The 21,799-nt window shown below is 42.7% G+C and carries 19 protein-coding genes; 8 read left to right on the top strand and 11 right to left on the bottom strand.

Annotation, left to right across the window (positions count from 1 at the left end):
* The first annotated feature begins 5 nt into the window (after positions 1-5).
* Positions 6-2,252 (top strand): DNA topoisomerase IV subunit A, encoded by a 2,247-nt coding sequence (gene parC, locus C8D97_RS08270; RefSeq protein WP_109763292.1) that lies wholly within the window; start codon positions 6-8, stop codon positions 2,250-2,252.
* A gap of 111 nt (positions 2,253-2,363) precedes the next feature.
* On the opposite strand, the gene C8D97_RS08265 is transcribed toward parC, so the two are convergent.
* Entirely contained in the window at positions 2,364-3,719 is a 1,356-nt protein-coding gene (locus tag C8D97_RS08265; protein WP_146196123.1) for a hypothetical protein, read from the bottom strand.
* Between the two features lie 281 nt (positions 3,720-4,000).
* On the opposite strand from C8D97_RS08265, the gene serB reads away from it, so the two are divergent.
* The gene (gene serB / locus C8D97_RS08260; RefSeq protein ID WP_109763290.1) at positions 4,001-4,996 is read left to right on the top strand and encodes a phosphoserine phosphatase SerB; all 996 of its coding nucleotides are present in this window, start codon (positions 4,001-4,003) and stop codon (positions 4,994-4,996) included.
* Between the two features lie 20 nt (positions 4,997-5,016).
* Here the strand turns inward: serB and C8D97_RS08255 are convergent, their stop codons facing one another.
* The 3 genes from C8D97_RS08255 to epmB form a co-directional block, all read right to left on the bottom strand.
* Positions 5,017-7,083 carry an EAL domain-containing response regulator gene (locus tag C8D97_RS08255; protein WP_109763289.1) on the bottom strand — a complete coding sequence of 689 codons (2,067 nt, stop codon included), beginning with the start codon at positions 7,081-7,083 and terminating at the stop codon, positions 5,017-5,019.
* A 262-nt stretch (positions 7,084-7,345) separates the two neighbouring features.
* On the bottom strand, positions 7,346-9,172 hold the full coding sequence (locus C8D97_RS08250) for a hypothetical protein (protein ID WP_109763288.1): 1,827 nt from the start codon (positions 9,170-9,172) through the stop codon (positions 7,346-7,348).
* Positions 9,173-9,449: 277 nt separating this feature from the next.
* Entirely contained in the window at positions 9,450-10,478 is a 1,029-nt protein-coding gene (gene epmB / locus C8D97_RS08245) for an EF-P beta-lysylation protein EpmB (RefSeq protein WP_210204893.1), read from the bottom strand.
* Positions 10,479-10,515: 37 nt separating this feature from the next.
* On the opposite strand from epmB, the gene efp reads away from it, so the two are divergent.
* From efp to C8D97_RS08230, 3 genes are all read left to right on the top strand, one after another.
* The gene (gene efp, locus C8D97_RS08240) at positions 10,516-11,082 is read left to right on the top strand and encodes an elongation factor P (protein ID WP_109763286.1); all 567 of its coding nucleotides are present in this window, start codon (positions 10,516-10,518) and stop codon (positions 11,080-11,082) included.
* 114 nt (positions 11,083-11,196) lie between these two features.
* Complete coding sequence (epmA, locus tag C8D97_RS08235) at positions 11,197-12,129, top strand: EF-P lysine aminoacylase EpmA (protein ID WP_109763285.1); 933 nt, start codon at positions 11,197-11,199, stop codon at positions 12,127-12,129.
* Positions 12,130-12,189: 60 nt separating this feature from the next.
* The gene (locus tag C8D97_RS08230) at positions 12,190-13,314 is read left to right on the top strand and encodes a PQQ-dependent sugar dehydrogenase (RefSeq protein ID WP_109763284.1); all 1,125 of its coding nucleotides are present in this window, start codon (positions 12,190-12,192) and stop codon (positions 13,312-13,314) included.
* A gap of 90 nt (positions 13,315-13,404) precedes the next feature.
* On the opposite strand, the gene C8D97_RS08225 is transcribed toward C8D97_RS08230, so the two are convergent.
* Positions 13,405-13,812 carry a hypothetical protein gene (locus tag C8D97_RS08225; protein ID WP_109763283.1) on the bottom strand — a complete coding sequence of 136 codons (408 nt, stop codon included), beginning with the start codon at positions 13,810-13,812 and terminating at the stop codon, positions 13,405-13,407.
* A gap of 363 nt (positions 13,813-14,175) precedes the next feature.
* A complete protein-coding gene (gene asd / locus C8D97_RS08220; protein WP_109763282.1) occupies positions 14,176-15,033 on the bottom strand; it encodes an archaetidylserine decarboxylase in 858 nt (285 codons plus the stop codon).
* Positions 15,034-15,229: 196 nt separating this feature from the next.
* Here asd and C8D97_RS08215 point away from each other — a divergent pair, with 196 nt between their 5' ends.
* Positions 15,230-15,775 (top strand): DUF924 family protein, encoded by a 546-nt coding sequence (locus C8D97_RS08215; RefSeq protein ID WP_210204892.1) that lies wholly within the window; start codon positions 15,230-15,232, stop codon positions 15,773-15,775.
* A gap of 143 nt (positions 15,776-15,918) precedes the next feature.
* Here the strand turns inward: C8D97_RS08215 and C8D97_RS08210 are convergent, their stop codons facing one another.
* Positions 15,919-16,809 carry a DUF4382 domain-containing protein gene (locus tag C8D97_RS08210; RefSeq protein ID WP_170115192.1) on the bottom strand — a complete coding sequence of 297 codons (891 nt, stop codon included), beginning with the start codon at positions 16,807-16,809 and terminating at the stop codon, positions 15,919-15,921.
* A 335-nt stretch (positions 16,810-17,144) separates the two neighbouring features.
* Here C8D97_RS08210 and C8D97_RS08205 point away from each other — a divergent pair, with 335 nt between their 5' ends.
* The gene (locus C8D97_RS08205) at positions 17,145-17,912 is read left to right on the top strand and encodes a cupredoxin domain-containing protein (protein ID WP_109763280.1); all 768 of its coding nucleotides are present in this window, start codon (positions 17,145-17,147) and stop codon (positions 17,910-17,912) included.
* Positions 17,913-18,012: 100 nt separating this feature from the next.
* Here C8D97_RS08205 and C8D97_RS08200 read toward each other — a convergent pair whose 3' ends face one another.
* From C8D97_RS08200 to C8D97_RS08185, 4 genes are all read right to left on the bottom strand, one after another.
* Entirely contained in the window at positions 18,013-18,465 is a 453-nt protein-coding gene (locus C8D97_RS08200; protein ID WP_109763279.1) for a group I truncated hemoglobin, read from the bottom strand.
* A 63-nt stretch (positions 18,466-18,528) separates the two neighbouring features.
* Entirely contained in the window at positions 18,529-19,443 is a 915-nt protein-coding gene (locus tag C8D97_RS08195) for a DUF3034 family protein (protein WP_109763278.1), read from the bottom strand.
* Positions 19,444-19,663: 220 nt separating this feature from the next.
* The gene (rsgA, locus tag C8D97_RS08190; protein ID WP_109763277.1) at positions 19,664-20,656 is read right to left on the bottom strand and encodes a small ribosomal subunit biogenesis GTPase RsgA; all 993 of its coding nucleotides are present in this window, start codon (positions 20,654-20,656) and stop codon (positions 19,664-19,666) included.
* Between the two features lie 9 nt (positions 20,657-20,665).
* On the bottom strand, positions 20,666-21,037 hold the full coding sequence (locus C8D97_RS08185) for a 4a-hydroxytetrahydrobiopterin dehydratase (protein ID WP_109763276.1): 372 nt from the start codon (positions 21,035-21,037) through the stop codon (positions 20,666-20,668).
* A gap of 160 nt (positions 21,038-21,197) precedes the next feature.
* On the opposite strand from C8D97_RS08185, the gene orn reads away from it, so the two are divergent.
* Positions 21,198-21,740, top strand: coding sequence for an oligoribonuclease (gene orn, locus C8D97_RS08180; RefSeq protein ID WP_109763275.1), 543 nt, complete (start codon positions 21,198-21,200; stop codon positions 21,738-21,740).
* The last annotated feature ends 59 nt before the right edge of the window (positions 21,741-21,799 follow it).

Here is a 21,799-nt window from a genome sequence, read left to right as displayed (position 1 = left end):
CTGTTATGGATTTTAACTACGAAGGTGTTGAGCAGCAGTCGCTGGCGGAGTTTACCGAAAAAGCGTACTTAAATTACTCCATGTACGTAATTATGGATCGTGCATTGCCACACATTGGTGACGGATTAAAACCAGTTCAACGTCGTATTGTGTACGCCATGAGTGAACTGGGACTTAAAGCTTCTGCCAAATACAAAAAATCGGCGCGTACCGTGGGTGATGTGCTGGGTAAGTTTCATCCTCATGGTGACTCAGCCTGTTACGAAGCCATGGTATTAATGGCACAGCCATTTTCTTATCGTTATACGCTGGTTGATGGGCAGGGAAACTGGGGCTCACCTGATGATCCAAAATCGTTCGCCGCGATGCGTTATACCGAATCAAAACTGTCAAAGTATTCGGAAGTTTTACTCAGCGAATTAGGTCATGGCACGGTCGACTGGATCCCCAATTTTGATGGCACCATGAACGAGCCTAAAATTTTGCCCGCTCGTTTACCTAATTTATTATTAAACGGTACTACCGGTATCGCCGTTGGTATGGCTACCGATATTCCACCGCATAACTTACGCGAAGTCGCCGATGCCTGTGTGCACTTGTTAGATAATCCAAAAGCTTCCGTTGCCGATTTGCATCAATACATTAAGGGACCCGATTACCCAACGGATGCGGAAGTTATTACCCCAAAAGATGACTTGCTGAAAATTTATGAAACCGGACGTGGTAGTGTCAAAATGCGTGCGCGATATCATACCGAAGACGGTGAAATAGTTATTACTGCTCTACCACATCAAGTGTCCGGAAATAAAATTATGGAGCAGGTTGCTCAGCAAATGCAGGCCAAGAAATTACCCATGGTGTCTGATCTGCGTGATGAATCCGACCATGAAACTCCGACGCGGTTTGTGATCATTCCTCGCTCGAATCGCGTGGATACCGAATCATTAATGCGTCACTTGTTTGCGACAACGGATCTTGAGAAAAACTACCGCGTGAACATGAATGTGATAGGCATCGATCATAAACCCCAGGTTAAGCCGCTCAACCAATTCTTAAGTGAGTGGCTGGAGTTTCGAACCGAAACCACACGTCGTCGTTTGCAACACAGGCTGACCAAAGTAACCGATCGATTGCATTTATTGGAAGGTATGTTGATCGCTTTTCTCAATATTGATGAAGTGATCCACATTATTCGTACCGAAGATGAACCCAAGCAAGTTCTTATGCAACGCTTTGAACTGACAGAGGTTCAGGCCAATTACATTCTTGACACTAAATTGCGTCAATTGGCCCGTCTTGAAGAAATGAAAATTCGGAGTGATCAAGATGAGTTAAGCAAAGAACGGGATAAACTGGAACAAACGTTAGGATCAGCCCGTCGTCTGAAAACATTGGTTAAAAAAGAACTGATTGAAACAGCAAAAGAATTTGGCGATGACCGTCGTTCGCCCATTGTTGCGCGTGAAGAAGCAAAAGCCATGGATGAAACGGATCTGGTACCAACCGAGCCTGTGACCGTTGTGCTATCGGAAAAGGGGTGGGTTCGATGCGCTAAAGGTCACGATATTGATGCCGGTAAGTTGAATTACAAATCGGGCGACAGTTATTTGTCGAGCTCGGAAGGTAAAAGCAATCAGCAAGCGGTATTTTTCGACTCTAGCGGTCGAAGTTTTGCTTTACCGGCTCATTCATTGCCGTCTGCCAGGGGGCAGGGAGAACCGCTAACCGGGCGTTTTAATCCCATAGCCGGTTCTGTCTTTGTTGCAACCGCAATGGGTCAGGATAATGATTTGTTTTTAGTATCGTCAGATGCCGGTTATGGCTTTGTTGCAAAATTTGAAGATTTTGTCACGCGTAATAAAAACGGAAAAGCGCTGTTGAATTTACCAAAAGGCGCCAAAGTTATTGCACCCAAGCCCGTGACCAATTACGAGCAGGAACTGTGTGTATCCGTCACCAATGAGGGGCGTTTACTGGTGTTTCCATTAAGAGATCTGCCCTGTCTTTCTAAAGGCAAAGGTAACAAAATTATCAGCATTCCCTCGGCCCGTGTTTTATCACGAGAAGAATTTGTTATTGATGTGGCGGTGGTGTCTGAAAATGTAGAGTTGTTGGTTCACAGCGGTAAACGTCATCTGCGATTAAAAATGCGTGATCTGGAGCATTATCGTGGTGAACGAGGCCGCCGAGGCAATAAGCTGCCACGCGGTTTTCAGAAGGTTGATCTGCTTGAGGTTGATGAAAAAAGTTAAACCTGCGAGGGAACTGGGAAGTAACAAAAAATTTAGCTATGAATCCTAAGGCGAGTAATGACTCGCCTTCATTTCTGTAGTTTTCTATATAGTTTGTTAGATACTTAATGGCTAAGTATTTGTTTCAGGAAAATATTTAGTCACCAGACTGTTGGCAAAACGCTCTAGTAAACTTTGAGTGTCTTCATTTATGGTAAGTGTTTTATCCGTATTGTTTTCGATAACAATATTATTTGAAAAAATACTGTCATTTTGCTCGGACAAAGGCATATTTTTCGCTGCTGACCTGGCAATCCAAATAGCATGTTTTAATCGTCTGAACTGACTGAGTAGCGATGTTAAGTGCCCATTCTCTGCTTTTATAATACCTGCATCGGTCTGGTATAACGTTACTTGTGTGTTGTCTAGCAATGCATTAAATGATAACCCGAGTTGTTTTCTTTTATTTAATGCTTTATTTAAATTCAACAGTAAATAGACTAGCTTGATAACGTCATCGGACTTATTGCTGGAGGCTGTCAGAAGTGTTTGATCGCGATCTGTGCAGTAAAAGTTCAATGATAAGTACGCCGCTATATCACTTAGCATATGCTGTGCGGTATCCGTGACAGCAATTAATTGAGTATTCGAGCGGTTATGATCTGACTGTATTATTCTGACAATCATAATATAACCTTGGTGCACTATATTTTTTAGTTGAGTCGTATTGCGATCTGATGTCACGTTTTTAAAGTGTACATCATTGTTTGAGGCACGATTGTGTTTTAACTGTAATGCTGTTTGGTGTAAGTTGCTCAGCTCGACTTCTGACTTATCTAAAGGTGACTGGGGCTGAGTATTTTGGTGCTCCAATAGCATCGATTTTATTTTATTGTGCCGGTGCCATAAAATCAGTGCGCTTAAAAGACTGATGATCAAAAAGGCAGCAAGAGTGAATAGTGACAGTGTGTAACTGGCTTTACGAATATCTGATTCTATCAACCCTCTGTTTAGCGTAACCTGTACCCAGCCAACGTCGCTGCCTTCCCAATTAATGGTTGCCATATAAAGCGTATTGTCTGTTTGATAGCTGGGAAAATAGGCTATTACCCAGTCAGTCCAGTTTTTATCAATGGGATCAGAAAGCGTCTGAGTTTGATTCTGTCTTTGTACGACTTCGGCGGTTGTCTGTTGTAAATCGTCTTGCTGTAAACCATCGTCGGAAGGATTTTCTTCATCTAGGTTGGTAGTATTGCTGCTTAATGTAGTTTTCTGGTTAGTTGGCTGCGTTTTTGTCTGAACAAGAAGAGTGCCATCAACACGATGAATAGCGACCTGCTCAACAAATTCTTTTTGATTTATTCTCTTTATCAGTGCGTTTAAATAGACTTCGTCTTCGGCTATAACCGCTTCGGCACTGGCAAATGCGGTAACTTCTGCCAGTTGGTGGCCAAGCTCGTCAGTTCGCTGATTTAACAAAAAGTCCATTTGCCAGCTAAGCCAAATCCATGCCGCTACAAATATGGTAGCAATAAGACCATTGATGGTCAGGATTGATTTTGTAAGGCTAAGCCCAGTAGAGCTCTGCTTGGTTGGCTTGTCAGATTGTATCCTGATCGTAGAGTTGGGCATCACAAAATCCACTGAATTAAATATAACTGATTGGATTATGCAGATTTCCACTGTATAGGGCAATGGCCCTGCTTCGGTGTTAAAATTAACTGGCGATGGTAGACTTTCCACTAAACTAACTTCTGGCAGCAGGCTTGATGACTGAGAGCAGACATAACAAATACTTTAAGCAAGTTAACATGCGTTTTGATGAGCAGCCAAATGACTCTGAAAGGATGGTCAGTTCTGCAGATACGGCGCTAAAAATGATTGGAAATCATGCGTTAACGGTTCAGATTTGGCCGGTTGCTGATGAGAGTGAGTTCTGGAAACAACATTCATCAATACAGGATGTTTTATTGGCGGCGAGTGTTCATGAGTTTTATCAATTCTATGATGAGCAGCAAATTAGACTTATTTTTAACAACGGTAATGACTCCGATGTAATTGAGTCAATCCGACATTTATTATCTAACAGTGATTTAAATTATGCGATCCGACAACAGAAGTCTGTGCTGGTAAAGCCCCGTTTACTGGTTTTTGATATGGACTCAACTTTGATCCAGATGGAATGTATTGATGAGTTGGCAAGACGATGTGGGTTTTATCAGCAAGTGGCAGAAATAACCGAGCTTGCGATGCAAGGAAAACTGGATTTTAGTCAAAGTTTAAAGCAGCGCGTTGCACTATTGAAAGATTTGCCGTTAACGGAAGTTACTGCGTTAGCGTCTTCATTGCCCGTGACGTCGGGTGTTACTGATGTGGTTGCCTGGGCAAAGCAGAATAATGCAAAAATAGCGGTGGTCTCAGGTGGATTTATCCCTTTTGTAGAGGCTTTAAAGTCTCAACTGCAGCTTGATTATGCGTTTGCCAATGAGTTGGAAAAGTCGGGCAGTCATTTAACAGGAAAACTTGTCGGCGATATTGTTGATGGCGAACAAAAAAGAAATATTTTACTGTCGCTTCAAGATCAGCTTGGATTAACGCAGGATGAAGTGTGGGCTATTGGCGATGGCGCTAATGATCTGGCAATGATGTCGAGTGCCGGTTTAGGGGTTGCATTTGATGCAAAACCAGCGGTAAAAAAACGGGCTTCAGCGGCAATCGTGAAGCCCGATATGAGTGAATTACTTAAACTGTTAAACGCGGAATAAATTTCTTTTCTACAAGCCAATTAAAACTCACTGGAAGAAAAGTCAAAACTCAAGTCTGTCATTGGCGCTTGCAAATAGAGACCCTGAATATAACCGACACCTAATGGCCATAAGGCAGCAAGACTAGCGGCATCTTCGACATTCGGTGTAATGGTTTGAACATCACGTTGATGAGCTTCATTACAAATTTGTGTGATGTTTGAAATGGCATCACCACCTTCCGACAATTGAGCGGTGATGTCACCGTTGCTGATGGCAAACTGAGGCAGCAGTTGATCCATTAAAGCAAAGTGTTCATTACTGTTATCAATCTGACTGATCGCAAGCTGTACTTTGAGCTTTCGTAAAGTTTTGCACAGCACTATCACTCGTTTTAAATAGGTCAGTGCATCATTTGCTCTAACACTAATAATAAGTGAAGACGAAGGCATTTTTGTCGATTTAAAAATATCATTAATGTAGTTGGCAAAGCTCTCATCGGTGAGTGCAGATGCTGACAGATTTATTACCAGAGAAGCTTTGCTGCCGGATTTATGCAATTGTTTAAGGGATTGCATAATCACCCAACGATCAAGCTTGGCGGCAAGTCCGGACTCTTCGGCTACCGGCAAAATTTCTGATGTGGAAATGTCGCCTTCGTCGGTTTCCATTTTTAGTTGTGACTGATATATGGCTCGCTCGTCGCCGTGTAATTTAACAATCGGTTGAAACAGCAGTTTTAGTTTTTCATTCTCGATGGCATCGTGGATCTTCTCGATCATTTCGCTGTTTTCTGAGTGCGCACTGTCAACCATTTTATTGAACACTTTGGCGTTATCGCCATTTTTCGATTGAGCACGCAGACAGGCTGCATGAGCATGTGAAATCAGCTCTCTGGCATTATTCGCCTGATCACCCGCCGGTGTAATACCTATACTAAAGGTGAGCTTCTGTGTTTTACCTTCAATTTCAAATAAGTGATCTTTTACTTTGGCACAGAGGTTTTCGGCGAAGGTTTTGGCTTTATCTGGTGCATCTTCATCAACCAGCATCATAAAGGACTCATTGCCGTATCGTGCCAGCAAAGTGTCATCGTCACAGTGCTCCGTTAACCAATTGGCAACACCTGTTATTATGTCGTCTGTACCAGTAATACCAAATTCTTTTTCGATAACTGCGTATTGATCCAGCTCAACAAACATTAAATGGCGACGTTGTCCGGACTCTGAACTGGTTGAGATAAACTCATCGAGTTTCTCTTGAAAGTAGCTTTGGTTGTATAAGCCAGTGAGAACATCTTGCGCGCTCAACTCTTTAACTTTTGCTTCAAGCTCAGCACTATCAGAAGTTGTTTTAATCAGTAACTGAGTACAGGCTTCATTATCATAAGTTGCATTAGATAAGGTTAACATGGACTCAAAACTCGACATGTCGGCGGTAACACCTTTACAGGCAAAGTTATTATTGGAAGGATTTTTGGCGTAGTGTCTTAAGAATTCTTTAAAATCGCCGTGACATTCTGAGCTGATCATGTCCATGACTGGCATGCAGAGTAGTTCATCGGGATCTTCAAAACCAAACAATTCAACATAAGCCTGATTGGCATAAATGTGCATGCCGTCGTGAATGTAGGCAATGGCATCTTGTGAACTATCCAGCAGCAGGCTGCAGCGCTTTTCCGTTTCAGTCAGTTGTAATTCTGCTTTTTTTCGCTGTTTGCGCTGATCCAGATTTTCCAGCTCACGCTTGGCCAGCAAATACATACGCTCCTGGCTCTTAAATGGCACAGCGTCTTTAATGCCTACTTTTAAAGCGGATATGAGATCATCCTGATTGTCTTCGTCGGTGATCAAAATAACGGGCACATCGCGGCTGTATTCATTAATCAGCTCAATCACACGGGTGGCGTTGAGGCCTTTAACTTCAGCTCGGGTTAAACAAAGATCCCAGGATTGACGTGAAAGATGTTCTCGCAGGTCGTCTTCTTTTATCACTTGAGTGGCACGAACCGCGTAGCCGTGATTTCTCAAAGTCGTGATCATGGTTTCAGCATCATTCGATGAGGGTTCAAGTAACAGCAGATGAACGGGTTTTATATCGTTAGCCATTCAGTCTCAAATTTCCTTTAAGTCTTGAGTTGTTGTTTAAGCGACGTACTCGTAGTTTTAAACGACCAAAATTAGCAATTGGATAGTCATGGTAACGAAATAAATACTTGTCTATCAAACAATTGCCTTACAAGATTGTAGCTGAGATCGGGCCAGTTAGAAACCACTGAACCTATGAAATATACGAAGGAACAGGGTCATTTTGTGCGTTAGTACCGTTTCTTAAGGTTTGTGCTAAGGGTATTGAATAATGCTCTTTTGACTAGATGAGATCCCAGACATTATCGAAGCCATCTTCTTTTGGGTTATCTCCCTGGCTATCTGATGATGTGTTGGATGGGCCGTTTACGCGTTCAAAGTAAAACTGCCGATATCCCTGTGACGATGACACCAGTTTTGTCAGTTGTGCGTCAAAGGATTCATCACCATCGACAATGGTTATTTTTTGTTGGGCATTGAAAACTGCTGGGTTGGTAATGATTGTCGCGGGCTGTCCAATGCCTTTAAGCTCTGGCAAGAGTAAAGCGTTTTGAAATTCTTTGCCGTTGGTTTTGCCATGCTTGAGTTGTGAGTGTACCGGCTTAGCGCCTGGTGCAATCAATTGTACGCCAAGTAATACTCCCGGATGCTTTTTACTGCGTTTAATCCAACGAATAACACCAATATGCCAGTTTTGATCGCCCTGTTCATCGGTTTCAACAAGGCCTATCACTTCACCTGCTTGTGTGTTCTGAGGTGGATTTTCGCCCAGATCGATGCAGTAACCTCCCGGACTAATATTAATGATTTCTGCGTAATCAAACTCGTAATGGGGCTGGCTGGCTTCGCCTGAAGGATTAAATTGTTTACTGTAATCAATTTCCTGAGTATCTGGCATGGCGCCTTTCGGCCGATAAAGCTTTGCCCAGATATCTTCGTCAGAAGTAGCATTAATATAACTTTGATTGCCAAAATTACTTAGCATATCGGCGGTCGAGTTATCGTCAACCAGTGTTGCATTTTGAAGGCTGCCTTCGTATTGATCCAGCGATTCAACGTAGTCTTCGATTTCTTCGCCTATTAGCAGTTGATGAGTGGCACTTAAACCAATACTGACACTTATATGGCCATTACAAGGTGTCCGGGCAAAGTGCCGTGAAGAAAGATGCGCCCAGCTTTTTAATAAATGCCGTATCAGTCTGGCGGACAATCCACCTATGGCCATTTCATCACGGGTACTGCCGCGTTTTTGCTTAAGACTTTTCTGTAACTCGGTGACGATTTGATCCAGATTCAATGACAAGGTGTACTGGCTGGGTCTGATTTTAATCAATGCCTGATGGGTGGGAGGCAGTGCTAGATTCAGATCGACCACGTAACGATTATCGAAACGGCTCGATTGCTCAAGTTTACAAAAGGGTACATAAACCTGAAGTCCACTGTATACGGTTTCAATTTCTTGCTGTCTTAGTTGGTAAGGGTTGGCAATAGACAGCAAACAAATTTTTTGGAAAGCATCGTTGATGGTGAATTCAGTTTTACTGTTCTGGATAACACAAGGTTTATCAATCAGTTTTTGAGTGATTGAAAAGCGATAAATGGTATTTATTTCACTCCAAAGCCGGGCTGGCACATCGGTATAGACCTGATAGCACCGGACCACAGTCAATGAGAGATAGTCTAAAGATAGATACAAGGAAGTATGCAACATGGTTTTGTTGAGCAAACTTGGATTGGCAGCCTGATGCTCAATAATGGTTTTAAATCCAATCGCCATCTCAGTGTGAATGGCCTGGACTAATGCCGCGATCTTTTTTTGTTTATCCGACAGGTTCAGAGTGTGGCCGGTAAAGTGTTTTGACAATGACTTTAAAACCATCTGGATGGATGGCTGCAAGGCCGTTAAGATTTTAAATCGGTCTTCATCACTTAGATGGGATTTATTGCAGTCGAGCAGCATTTGATAAAGCCGACGCGATGAGTCGCTAATATTAGCAATGGGCAAACTTTCGAGCCATTTGCTGATGTATCGAGGTGTCAGTTTGGCTACCAGAGTTGGTTTTACCTGCTCTGGAGCCCTGATCGTGAGCCCTAAATCCCCTTGGATCATACGTCTTCAATCCCTGAACATGTATTGGAATGGTTCGTTTTTATTATTGAATACATTGGTGTCTTAAGCCGCTCATTTTACAGCCTCTTTCAAAGAGTGCAATCTCGTCTAGTCATTTTTAAATCGATATATAATCAATAGCCTAAAACGGCCAAAAAGTCACGAAATCAAGCTGATATAAGGATATAGATGGTTTGTGAGTGCTTACAATAGGAGGCGTTTGTTCGCAATTATTGGAAAAGTCAGTGAAATTTAGCTGCGCTGAACAAAGCTTTGCTTAACAATTGCTGGAATAAACGGGCGTTTTTGAGTGCTCGCCAGGGATCTCTCGTACCAGTTTTGGTATCAGATAGCCGGACAGTCGGGCTAACATTTGCTGGTATAACTGTTCAGCGGCTTCAAGTGCTGTATCGAAGTGTGCTGTGTCGGCAACTTTATCCAAAAGATGTAAATAATAGGGCTGAATATGATGAGCAAAAAGTGTTTCACTGAGCGCACAAAGAGCATCACTGTTGTCATTCACCCCTTTCAATAATACCGACTGGTTAAACTGTCGAATTCCGGCTTGATGGCATTTTTGAGCCGCTTCAGCAACCTGACTGTCTATTTCGTTCGGGTGATTGATGTGCCAAACCAGTATCCATTGCAACGGCGATTGTGAGGCTGTTTCAAGCAATTCATCGGTAATGCGCAGTGGGATGACCAGCGGCAGGCGGCTATGGATGCGCAGTCGTTTTATCTGCGGTAATTGAGCTAACTTATCGCTCAGACGCTTTAGTCGGTTATCACTCATAAGCAGTGGTTCTCCACCACTAAGAATTACTTCGTCAATTTCCGGGTTTTTGGCAATGTAATCCAGCCATTTATCCCAAACTGACTCGCTATAGGATTGTTCCTGATAATTAAAGTGGCGTCGAAAACAATAGCGACAATTGATGGCACAGCTGGCTGCACTGATAGTAAGTACTCGCGTACCGTATTTGTGCAATAATCCCGGTATTGGATTGCTATCCGCTTCTTCCAGAGGGTCACTGGTGTAACCGGGAGTTGGCCGAAATTCTTCATCGGCCGGCCAGATTTGCTTAAACAATGGGTCATCTGGGTTGCCGGGTTCCATCCGATCCACATAAGGCTGAGGCACGCGCAGTGGGAATAGTTGTTCCGCTTGTCCGTTGCCAACCTGCTCGGGTTTAAGTGCCAGTTGCTGAAGCAATGCCGCAGGTGATGTAATCGCAGAAGCCAGTTGCTTTTTCCAGTCCATACTGTGACAAACGGGGGGTGAACAGGGTATTATTGCGCCTTTCATAAATGACCAGTTGATATTGATTTAACCGAGGTGCTTGATGGCGTCCTATTCTACCAATGAATTTCGTAATGGCCTAAAAATAATGCAAGATAATGAGCCCTGCATTATTGTCGAGAATGAATTTGTTCGACCAGGCAAGGGGCAGGCTTTTGCGCGTGCAAAATTAAAGTATTTACTGACCGGTCGTATGGTTGAGCGAACCTTTAAATCGGGCGAATCTGTTGAAGCCGCAGATGTTATGGATCAGGATATGGAGTATCTGTATACCGATGGTGAGTTCTGGCACTTTATGGATCCGGCTTCATTTGAACAGGTTGCGGCTGATGCAAAAGCCGTCGGCGATAATGCTCAATGGCTTATCGAGCAAGATACTTGCATGGTGACTACCTGGAATGGCAACCCAATTGTGATTACGCCACCGATTCAGGTGACTCTGGAAGTAACGGATACGGATCCGGGTTTAAAAGGCGATACCTCCGGTGGTGGCAATAAGCCTGCGACCTGTAACACAGGCGCCGTGGTGAATGTACCTTTGTTTGTCCAGATTGGCGAAAAGATTAAAGTCGATACACGTACCGGAACTTATGCCGGACGGGCCAAGTAGTTGATATCGCTAATGTTGCACTGGTAATGCAAAAAAGGCAGCTTGGCTGCCTTTTTTTCTGCCTTAGCAAAAGTGGTAAAGTTTTTGACGACTCAATAACCGGGAACCAATAGCATGACCCATTGGCAGCCAACAGCCTCGATTAATACATTGCGTCAGCGAGCCGATACCTTGAAACAGGTGCGCACGTTTTTTCAACAGCGTCAGGTGATGGAAGTGGATACTCCCGCTTTGATGCCGCATACCGTGACGGATCCTTATATGACGGCTCTGTCAGTAGATGTATTGCAGCAAAAAATGTATCTGCAAACATCGCCCGAGTATGCCATGAAGCGACTATTAGCCGCAGGCAGTGGCGATATTTATCAATTAGCTAAAAATTATCGGGCGGATGAACAGGGTCGTAAGCATCAGCCGGAATTCACTTTGCTGGAGTGGTATCGACTGGGCTGGGATCATCATCAGTTGATGGATGAAGTCTACGAGCTGGTTTCGGAGATCACCGGGATAACGAAGCGAACCAACATCACCTATCAGCAGGCATTTATCGATCACCTTTCGCTGGATCCTACTGTGATAACAGGTGAAGTACTTAGCGAGCGGGCAGAGCAGTTGCTCGGTGAGTTACCCGATAATATGTTGAGAGAGGATTATTTGAGTCTGTTGTTTGCTGAAAAAATAGAACCTATTATTGCTGAGCAACGTATAACCTTTGTGTATGACTTTCCGGCCAGTCAATCGTCGCTCGCCAGGCTTTTGTCCGACAAAACCGTTGCCGGACGATTTGAATGTTATTGCAATGGTCTGGAACTCGCCAATGGCTTTTGGGAGCTGACCGATGCCAAAGAGCAGATGCAGCGTTTTCAACATGATCAAACCGTACGGCAGACATTAGATCGACCCAGTGTTGACATAGATCAGGCGTTTATCGCTGCTTTGGAGCACGGATTACCTGACTGCAGCGGTGTTGCGTTAGGTTTCGACCGGTTACTTATGTTGGCCTTAAACAAAAGCGATATTCGGGATGTCTTGCCATTTGCCCGATAAAGTCGTCACAATAACCTCACGGATTACTAAACAAATAGTCACCCTCACAAGGAGATTAACATGTCTCAAACCATAAAAAGATTAATGCACGGCTTGCTGATGTTAACCGCAGTTGGCCAAGTTTTGTTTGTACCCGCTATTGCCGCCGATAAAGCAACAAGCAAATATCAGGTGGAAACCATTATTGATGATTTAAATGTGCCCTGGAGTATGGTGCAGTTGTCGGACAGTATTTTTTTAGTGACTGAGCGATCCGGTCAAATGTATCGGATTGATGTTAAAACCGGTCAGCGTAAAGAGGTGTCTGGATTACCCAAAATTACCAGCCGTAATCAAGGCGGACTACTCGATATTGAATTGCATCCGGATTATAACAACAATGGCTGGATTTATTTTTCATTCGCAAGTCCGGAAGGGGAAGGTCGGGGCGATAATACGGCTATTGTCCGGGCCAAGTTGAAGGATCATCAACTGGTGGAAAAACAGGTTGTTTATAAAGCGACGCCAAATTCTACTCGCAGCCATCATTACGGCAGCCGAATAGAGTTTGATCGGCAAGGGTATTTATTTTTCTCAATTGGTGATCGCGGCAATCGTTCAACCAATCCTCAAAACTTAAGTCTTGATGGTGGAAAAATCTATCGATTGCACGACGATGGAGAAGTGCCAAAAGACAATCCTTTTTTATCCGGCGATAAGCCAGCGATTTATTCTTACGGTCACCGAAATCCCCAAGGTATGGCATTACATCCAGAAACCGGTGATATCTGGATCCACGAACATGGCCCTAAAGGCGGCGATGAAATTAATATCGTAAAACGTGGCCGCAATTACGGCTGGCCGGTGATCAGCTATGGCGTGAACTACGATGGCAGTGCTTTTACCGAGCTAACAAAAAAACAAGGTATGGAACAACCTGAACATTATTGGGTGCCATCAATAGCGCCATCGGGTATGACATTCGTCACCAGTGATAAGTATCCTGATTGGCAAGGGCATTTATTAGTTGGTTCACTTAAGTTTGGTTATCTTGTTCTTGTAAAAATTAATGATGATAATCAGGTTTACGATCAGGAAGTTTTATTCGAAGGGATAGGCCGTGTTCGAAATGTGCAGCAGCTGAATGACGGCTATATTTATGTTGCAGTTGATGGCCAGGGCGTTAAAAAGCTAAAGCCATTATAGGAAATGTAAATTAGAAATTTAAAACTAGAACTTTAAAGTTAGAACGCGGATAAAGCTACCTTGAAGGGCTCAAGGTAGCTTTTTTATTACTTAATGATAACCTTCATAGTGTGCAGTTGCACTAACTGATGAAAATGAGTTGTTAGATAAATCAAGAACATCAGCAGTTAAATTAATACTTTGATACTGATAAATTGGCAGGGAGCATGATTTTGAGTTTTGGCTGCAACGAGAGTCTGACCAGTACACTCGAAAGTTTGAAGGCCCACCTTCAATTTGAAAGTACGCTGTTGTGCTACGAGCATGACCTACCGAAAAGCAGCGACCATAACCCCAATTATCCCATGCAGGAGTGTCAACAAGACATTTCATGGTGGCGCTGCCTGATGTGGCTTTATTCGCGCCCTGCATTTCTGGAATAGGCGTTGGCTCTTTTGCCAGTAAAGCTGTAGAACTCGCGACTGAAAATAATGCAGCTAATAATACTTTTCTATTCATTTTATCTTCTCCATAGTTAATTTTTTATGCTTTGGCCGAAGCGACTCTATCCTACGTATGTTTGTTAGTTAATTTGAATAAAAACTTCATCTCAAATTGTTAAAAATTTGAATTGGAGATTTTTTTAAACGCATAAATATTTCAAAAAATTATATATAAAATAAAATAATGAAGCCGTAGAGTATTAGTAGGCTTATGACTGAATTGGTTAATAAAAATATTCGTGGTAGTGAAAAGTACTTAAAGTAAATAGTCGTATTATGAGGTTTGATTTTTGAAGTTGAGCCGAGGAATAACCAGTCTTATGTCTATTAATATAAAACTGGTTATTTAAAAAATGTAAGAAAGAATATCGTTGGAAGTTTATTTTGACTTAACCAGTGCCTGACCCATTAAAGTCTCCGCTTCTGGTTTAATGCTGTTATCCCATTCGTAATTACCTTTTGGTAAAACCAAAATAACGGTTGAGCCGAGTCTAAAGCGACCAACCTCATCGCCCTTACTTAATGAAACTTCACCTTCGGGGTATGAGGTGCTGGCAACTTCTTGGCGGGAAGGGGGAGTGACGACACCCGACCAGGTCATTTCCATACTGCCGACAATGGTGGCGCCAACGGCAACATAAGCTACCGGACCAATGGCCGTATCAAACATGGCGACAACACGTTCATTTCGAGCAAATAATCGCGGTACGGTTCGGGCGGTTAATGGGTTCACGCTGAATAACTTTCCGGGCACATGAAGCATTTGCGTCAATTTGCCATCAAGCGGCATATGATAGCGATGATAATGACTTGGCGATAGGTAGATGGTGCAAAAGGAGCCGCCTTCAAAGGGTTTGGCCAAGTCATCATGATCGCCCAGTAACTCTTTTACCGTGTAATCGTGACCTTTGGCCTGAATAATCCGACCATCGGTTATCGAGCCAAACTGGCTAATCACCCCATCTACGGGGCAGGCAAGGGTATCTGTGTCTGAACAAATGGGGCGGGTTTCCGGACGGATAGCGCGAGTAAAAAAATCGTTAAACGTGTCATATTGATTTAAATCAGGTTCAACGGCTGTCGACATATCGACTTTGTAGTGGCTGGCAAAGGTTTTGATCACCGCAGGCGTCAGCTTTGGGATGGATTTATCTGCCAGTTTTCCGGCTAATATCGATAGCCCATGTTGCGGTATTAAATATTGTGGAATGGTTTTCAGGTGATCGAGAAAGCTCATAATTTATATCTGTGTGTTATCAAGTTGTGCGAATTTTAACGCAGACCCTGTTGGATCACCATGCTTTTAGGGCATCAATTGAGTACCTTGTGAAGTACACTATAATCAAATAAAGGCAAAGTTCTTATGGCGTTTTTATGCTTATTGATAATCTGGCTTAGTCTGAATAACTCATCTAATTACACAGGTATTAACTATGAATATGGACTATAAAGCAGTTATTGAATTTTGGTTTGAAACCATTAAACCTGCACAATGGTGGAAAAAAGATGCCGAGTTTGATCGAGTTATTACCGAGCAGTTTGGTCATTGGCATACGGCTGCTGGACTCGCTGAACTTGTCCATTGGCGAAAGCACCCGGAAGGACGACTGGCCGAAATCATTGTGCTGGATCAATTCTCGCGAAATATTTATCGTGATCAACCTAAATCATTTGCATTTGATGGTATGGCGTTGGTGTTGAGCCAACAGGCTATTGATAACGGTGACGATAAAAAGCTGGATCAGCAAAAGCGACTGTTTATGTATATGCCTTATATGCACAGTGAATCTAAAGTGATCCATCAACAGGCGGTGGTTTTATTTCAACGTCTTGGCTTAGAGGGTAACTTGGAGTTTGAGTTAAAACATAAGGCGATTATTGATCGATTTGGTCGTTACCCACATCGAAATACAATTTTAGGTCGTCAATCGACGGAGCAAGAAATTGAATTTCTGCAACAACCGGATTCGTCATTTTAAACCGAGCTTTCAATATTCAGATTGCTCTGGTCTGTTTATATCCCTTGGTTTCAAATATTAAGTGCAATTTAAATAGAATAAAAAAAGCCCTGAAACGTTTAACGTTATCAGGGCTGGAGTACTATCATGAAAGTTGGATTTATTTATTCAAAGTTTATCGTAGCTGTTTGATCGGCTTCTACCGTTACTGGTAATTCAGCGATAAAAACAAGGTCATCGTCGGTTTCTGGATCATCCAGATCTGCCTGACAGGTTAGTGCCAGCGTATAATCTCCGGGTAAAATAAAACCAAGTGAATAAGCCAGGTTACTGTTGTTTTCGAGTTTAACGGTTGCGGTTGTTTGTGGCGGATTAGCACTGCCAATATCATCCACCGCTAGCTCAGAAGTATCATACAGATAAACCGCGTTGACTTCGCCACAAGTTTCCCCTGCTACTAGATTAGCAGCAACAGTGCCTTCTATATGACCCACCTGAGTGTTATCCACAATTCGAAGTACCGGCCGTAAGAAATAATCATCACTGGCATTTCCCGGTTGATGAATTGACTGTCTAAGATCGAAGTCGATGGTAAAGTCGGCTTCGCCATTGGCCGGTGCGGTAAAACCGTTATTTAACTTTAAACCCGTCTGTGAGCCACTGGGAATATACAAGGAGTACATGGCACCAGTATCAAATTCAATAAATGAATCCATGGCTTGTTGTTGTGCATTTACTTTTAAACGGATCCAATTGTACTCGCCGGGCTCAATTGCAACATCATTAAAAAGTTGCAGTGAGTTACTGCCCTGATAGTCAAGCAAGTTAACCGATTGGATTTCAGACAAATCAATTTCAAAACTGTTACCATCTTTCGGTTTTAATTCAATGCCTTCAAACTGAACCATGACTCTTGTTGCACCATCAATGGGGGCATCTTTAACGGCAATTGACAGGTAGCTGGTGTCGTTACTGCTATTATCACAGCCGGATATAACGAAGGCACTGGTTAGTAATATGGACGCTAATACGCGCTTTTTAGCATTGGTTATCATAAATTCTCCTAACATGGTTGATGATCTGATATCTATTATAAGGTGGCAAAAAGGTCAAAGTTAGAATTGAGTCACAGGTTGAATAGTTTTATGTAGCCTTAAGCAAAGGCTGTTAATGCTGCTTCGTGATAAGCATACAAGTTCATCTGAATTTGCTAAGCTGTTGTTTGAAAATATAGGCCTCTTAAAGTGGGTTTCCAGTCAGGAGTTATAATCCAGACACTGAATATAGTCGTATAATCTATAAGCTCTATCATTAACCGTAGATGACATTTTAATGAATATGACTTACATATTTACAAAGTTGATATAAATAATAAAATTTAAGGTGAAATATGAAATATAGTTTTTTGTTCCTTATATTATTGATGAGCTTTTCGATTGATGGAAAAGTATTTAAAGGCAGCTTAACACTCAATGACAATATTAAAGCGGATGTTGCCGTCGCTTATTTTGAGCACGAAGATTACAATAAGGTTCCAATAAAGGTCGATCAGCTTCGCCGTATTTTTTTACAGGCTCTTTATGTGTCTCAACCGGGCGCCGATGTGACATTAGCCAATTCTGATCGTACCCGGCATAATATTTTTATTAATGACCTGGAGTTAGGACTGAAATTAAATACAGGGATTATGCGGCGTAATCAAAGCAAGCAGTTTCCAATCGATTGGAAGGCCGGTTATATCGTTCGTCTTGGCTGCTTTTTGCACTCAACCATGATTTCCTACCTTGCCAATATCCCAAGTAATTATTATGACGCCATGGTGTTTGATAATAATCATCCTATTACGCCTTTTATTGTTGAACCGGTTGATTATGCGTTTGATATTCAGGTGCCCGATGATTTTAAAGCACGAGTTTTATCGTTGATATTGCCTTATAAAAATGTCGATCCAATTGTTCTCGATAAACAAGTTCCGGCAACCTATAACCTGGAGTCTGAAGGACGGGTGATTGGAAAATTATCGATACTTGGTATCGCTGATGACCCGGTTAAGGACGAAAGGCCAGAAATATTAAAAAACAAACAACTGGATGATAATTCTAAAGCTAAGGAAAACAGTGGCACTGATAAGTCGGTTAATAAAAGCCAGCAAGGTTAAGTGTTATTGTTAATGTTTTATATAAGCTAAAAAGGTGTCACGGTTTTGTATGACACCTTTTTAATACCTGTCTTATAAACTCTTGTAAAAGCCTGTTTAATTACTCTTCAATGATATCCTTATGCATAGGTGCAAGCTTAACCAGTAACTGATTTTGCATACGGAAGGGAACATTGTTTTGATCCATGGATATTCTTAATGCTTCCACAAGCGCATTAAAATGTTGACGACCTATATTTAGTCCAACGTGCGAACTTTTCATATCAACACCTGTGTACTCGCAGGGTCCATTGAGTTGATCGCAAAACTGGTCGGTTAACTGTTGCTTGATGTACTCGTTATCGGTTTCTGCAAAAAACGTTTTAATTCTGGGATCTTTTAAAATAACCACAAACATATCATCGACGATTTTTTTTATGCCGGCTTTTTCACCAAACGCTTTATAAGCCGCAAGATCAACTTGAGTTGACTGATCTGCCTGAGTGGATTGAGAGCCGCCCGTTGAACACGCTGCGATAGAAAATAGAGCAAGTACTAAAAATAAATTTCTCATAATAACCTCTTTGTCTGAACGGTACACTGATGCGCACTGTTAGTCATACTTGAATGGATTGAATTAAAAGTTAACGGTTAATGCAGCGTAATAACCCGTTTGATTGCTTTCCTGTGCAACATCACCAATATCAACATAAGCAATGGCTATGCTGATATGCTTGGCGGGTGTGTAGAGTAAAAACATATCTTTCCAGTCGTCCTGTTTTGCAAAAGACAAATTATCTGGGTTCTGTTTGTATTCCATTCCTACAGCCAGGTTATCGTTTAATAATAAAGCGGCAAAACCTTCAGCTAACCATTCTTTATCGGCTTGTTGATCGCCGCCAAATCCTAAAATTCCGTTTTGATTGGCGCGAGTGTGTCGTGCAGTGAAATTGACAAGTAAAGGTATATCCAGAAACAATTTGGTGGCGGATAGATAAGTTTCGGTGTCTTTATAATCTTGAGCACCAATAGCACCAAGTACCGTTCTATTGTCACTTTCTTTTTGATTGGCACCTATGGATACCTGAGGCATCCAGGAGTCCTGATCCAGAATCGCGTCGCCGAACAGTCGAACTTTTAGGCCCACCACATCATGTTTAAAGGTATAGCCTTCGCCTAATCCAAAGTTTGGACCAATCTGCTCCATATCAAATTCATTTTTTGAAGCGGATAGTTCCACTCGATTAAATAAACCAAAACCAATAGATTTTGTTGTTAGAGAATAGTCATTAACATCCACCAACGAGTAATTGGCGTAACCGCCTACCTGGCCATCGGTACCATAACCACCAATCAGCGCCGATGTGGTAATGCCACCACCGCCTGCGCCATCAAGGTTTGGGATGCCGCCAGTTAATAGTAATTTACCACTGCCAAATAATTGGGTAGGGGGTGGTTCGGGTGCCATCATGGTGCTGTCATCCTGCGCAAATGCCGCAAAAGATAACTGTGAGATTAAGCACAGCTGGAGAATGGATTTTATTCGTTTCATTGGTGTACTCCTTCGGTTTTTCGTTTTATACGATAAAAACCCCAAGTTAGAGCTTTTAAATGAGAACTGGAACACAGGTAGTACCAGTATCCCAGAAAATAGCTAAAGAAAATCAGGTAAAGAATTGAAATAGTTAATAAATTAACGATAAACACGCTCTAAGGATAGAGTAAGATTATAGATTTTCCAGCCGCAGAAAATTGAAAAGTGACGGATACGTTTAAGCTGAAAGGGCTATTTTTTGGTAATTTTTCAGGCGTTGCTTCGAGATAGTTCCTTGCTCCGCAGCGCGAATCAGGGCACAGCCTTTCTCATTTTGATGTTGGCAGTTGCGAAATTTACAGTCTCCCTGCAGAGGTTGCAGTTCGATAAAACCCTGTATGATCAGTTCTGGCTCTATATGAGACAGTCCAAATTCTCGAACCCCCGGTGAGTCAATGATAAAGCCGGAGTCCGGCAGAAAATACAGTCGGGAAGCAGTGGTTGTATGCGTGCCGAGCCGTGAGTTTTCGGATACCTGCCCCGTCAATGCCGTGACATCGGGCAGCAACTGATTGATAAGTGACGACTTACCAACCCCCGACTGGCCAACAAAAATATTTTCTTTGCCAGCCATCTGCTGTTTTAATGCCTCAATGCCTTGTCCGGTTTTACAACTGGATGAAAATACCTGATAACCCAGTTGCTGGTACAAGCTAATTTGCTGGTCGAAAAAAGCCTGCTTTTCCGGATCCAGCAAATCGGTTTTATTCAGCATAATATGGGTGGTGATCCCGGCCAGTTCACAGGCTACCAGATAACGGTCGAGGATTAACGATGAGTAATCGGGAAAGGGCGCGACCATCACAAATATTTGATCGACGTTGGCTACGATTGTTTTAACACCGGCGTAGGGGGTTGGCCTGGTGAGTTCTGATGTTCTAGGTTCAATTGCTTCTATAACCCCTTGCGACTGCTCATTCAGGCGAAACAAAACCTTGTCGCCACTGACACAGCTGCCAAGGTTTTGCCTGAGATAAATGCGATAAACGGTTTTATTGTCGTCGGCCACGTCCGCCTGTTCACCAAAACGGCTGATCACCACACCGTTTTGCAGTGGCCCCAGATGATCGTTATCAAAACTTGGCGCAGCCGAGCGTTGCTTCAGTTTGTTTTGTTTACTGCTGGCAACGCGGCGTTTTTGCTGCAGCGAAAGTTTTTGCCGTTTGGCCACGAAGGGTGATTACTCTTTTTCTTGCAGCTTAGGCCCAAAACTGCCCACATCAAGCAAAGCCTGTACTTTTGCGGCGCAGATAAAATCGTTAATGGTTAAGCGGTTGCCGGAATCGTGGGTCGTAAAGGAAACCAGACAACGGCCGTAATTCACTTCCATATCCGGGTGATGGGCTTCCTTGTTGGCAATCCAGGCGATGGCGTTAACAAAATTCATGGTGTGGTAGTAGTTTTTAAACAAAAACTCACGCTGAATTTGAGTACCATCTTGATTGACTTGCCACTCGGGAAGATCGGCCGAAAGCTGTTTTATCTTATCCATCTCCAGTGGGGCTTTACCTTGCTCATCGTATTTGCATTGTAGACTGGTTAGATCGGTCATTGTGTTCCTGCCTTTTTCGTTTATGCTTTAAAATAAACAATGGATTTAAATGTTTATGATTTTAAGCGATCATAACGGAAATACCCAAAAAACAACACACTTGCGAATGTAAGCGCTGGTACAGCAGTAATCGCAGGTAAATCTTTCAATGGGAGTAAGTATGGTCAACGAGCAAAATTTAATCTGGATCGATCTGGAAATGACCGGATTGTTACCCGAGCAGGATCGCATCATCGAAATCGCCACCATAGTAACGGACAAAGAGTTGAATATCCTTGCGGAGGGACCTGTGTTGGCGATCCATCAATCCAATCAGGTGCTCGATGCCATGGATGAATGGAACACGGAACATCATGGTAAGTCGGGGCTGACTCAACGAGTTAAAGACAGTTCTGTCAGTGAAACGGATGCCGAACTGCAAACCATCGAATTTCTTGAGCAATGGGTGCCGAAAGGAAAATCGCCCATGTGCGGTAATTCCATCTGTCAGGATCGGCGATTTCTGGCAAACCATATGAAAGCGCTCGAAGCCTATTTTCATTACCGTCATATAGATGTCAGTACGGTAAAAGAATTGACCCGTCGCTGGCAGCCTGAGGCGTTAAATGGTTTCACTAAAAAAGGCGCGCACCTGGCGCTGGATGATATTCGTGAGTCGATCGAAGAATTAAAGTTTTATCGCGAGAAAGTGTTTAAGATATAGCTATGGTTTAAAGATATAACCATGGTTTAAACAAGCGGTTAATCGAAACAATTAAGGAT

The organism is Pleionea mediterranea (assembly GCF_003148745.1).
Classification (GTDB): domain Bacteria; phylum Pseudomonadota; class Gammaproteobacteria; order Enterobacterales; family Kangiellaceae; genus Pleionea; species Pleionea mediterranea.
Note: the sequence above shows the minus strand (reverse complement) of the source record. Positions and strands in the feature narration are given on the sequence as shown.

Excerpts from the sequence above, each read along its gene's own strand:
- parC (WP_109763292.1), top strand. The coding sequence starts at position 6 with ATGGATTTTAACTACGAAGGTGTTGAGCAGCAGTCGCTGGCGGAGTTT.
- C8D97_RS08265 (WP_146196123.1), bottom strand. The coding sequence starts at position 3,719 with ATGGACTTTTTGTTAAATCAGCGAACTGACGAGCTTGGCCACCAACTG.
- serB (WP_109763290.1), top strand. The coding sequence starts at position 4,001 with ATGACTGAGAGCAGACATAACAAATACTTTAAGCAAGTTAACATGCGT.
- C8D97_RS08255 (WP_109763289.1), bottom strand. The coding sequence starts at position 7,083 with ATGGCTAACGATATAAAACCCGTTCATCTGCTGTTACTTGAACCCTCA.
- C8D97_RS08250 (WP_109763288.1), bottom strand. The coding sequence starts at position 9,172 with ATGATCCAAGGGGATTTAGGGCTCACGATCAGGGCTCCAGAGCAGGTA.
- epmB (WP_210204893.1), bottom strand. The coding sequence starts at position 10,478 with ATGAAAGGCGCAATAATACCCTGTTCACCCCCCGTTTGTCACAGTATG.
- efp (WP_109763286.1), top strand. The coding sequence starts at position 10,516 with ATGGCGTCCTATTCTACCAATGAATTTCGTAATGGCCTAAAAATAATG.
- epmA (WP_109763285.1), top strand. The coding sequence starts at position 11,197 with ATGACCCATTGGCAGCCAACAGCCTCGATTAATACATTGCGTCAGCGA.
- C8D97_RS08230 (WP_109763284.1), top strand. The coding sequence starts at position 12,190 with ATGTCTCAAACCATAAAAAGATTAATGCACGGCTTGCTGATGTTAACC.
- C8D97_RS08225 (WP_109763283.1), bottom strand. The coding sequence starts at position 13,812 with ATGAATAGAAAAGTATTATTAGCTGCATTATTTTCAGTCGCGAGTTCT.
- asd (WP_109763282.1), bottom strand. The coding sequence starts at position 15,033 with ATGAGCTTTCTCGATCACCTGAAAACCATTCCACAATATTTAATACCG.
- C8D97_RS08215 (WP_210204892.1), top strand. The coding sequence starts at position 15,230 with ATGAATATGGACTATAAAGCAGTTATTGAATTTTGGTTTGAAACCATT.
- C8D97_RS08210 (WP_170115192.1), bottom strand. The coding sequence starts at position 16,809 with ATGATAACCAATGCTAAAAAGCGCGTATTAGCGTCCATATTACTAACC.
- C8D97_RS08205 (WP_109763280.1), top strand. The coding sequence starts at position 17,145 with ATGAAATATAGTTTTTTGTTCCTTATATTATTGATGAGCTTTTCGATT.
- C8D97_RS08200 (WP_109763279.1), bottom strand. The coding sequence starts at position 18,465 with ATGAGAAATTTATTTTTAGTACTTGCTCTATTTTCTATCGCAGCGTGT.
- C8D97_RS08195 (WP_109763278.1), bottom strand. The coding sequence starts at position 19,443 with ATGAAACGAATAAAATCCATTCTCCAGCTGTGCTTAATCTCACAGTTA.
- C8D97_RS08185 (WP_109763276.1), bottom strand. The coding sequence starts at position 21,037 with ATGACCGATCTAACCAGTCTACAATGCAAATACGATGAGCAAGGTAAA.
- orn (WP_109763275.1), top strand. The coding sequence starts at position 21,198 with ATGGTCAACGAGCAAAATTTAATCTGGATCGATCTGGAAATGACCGGA.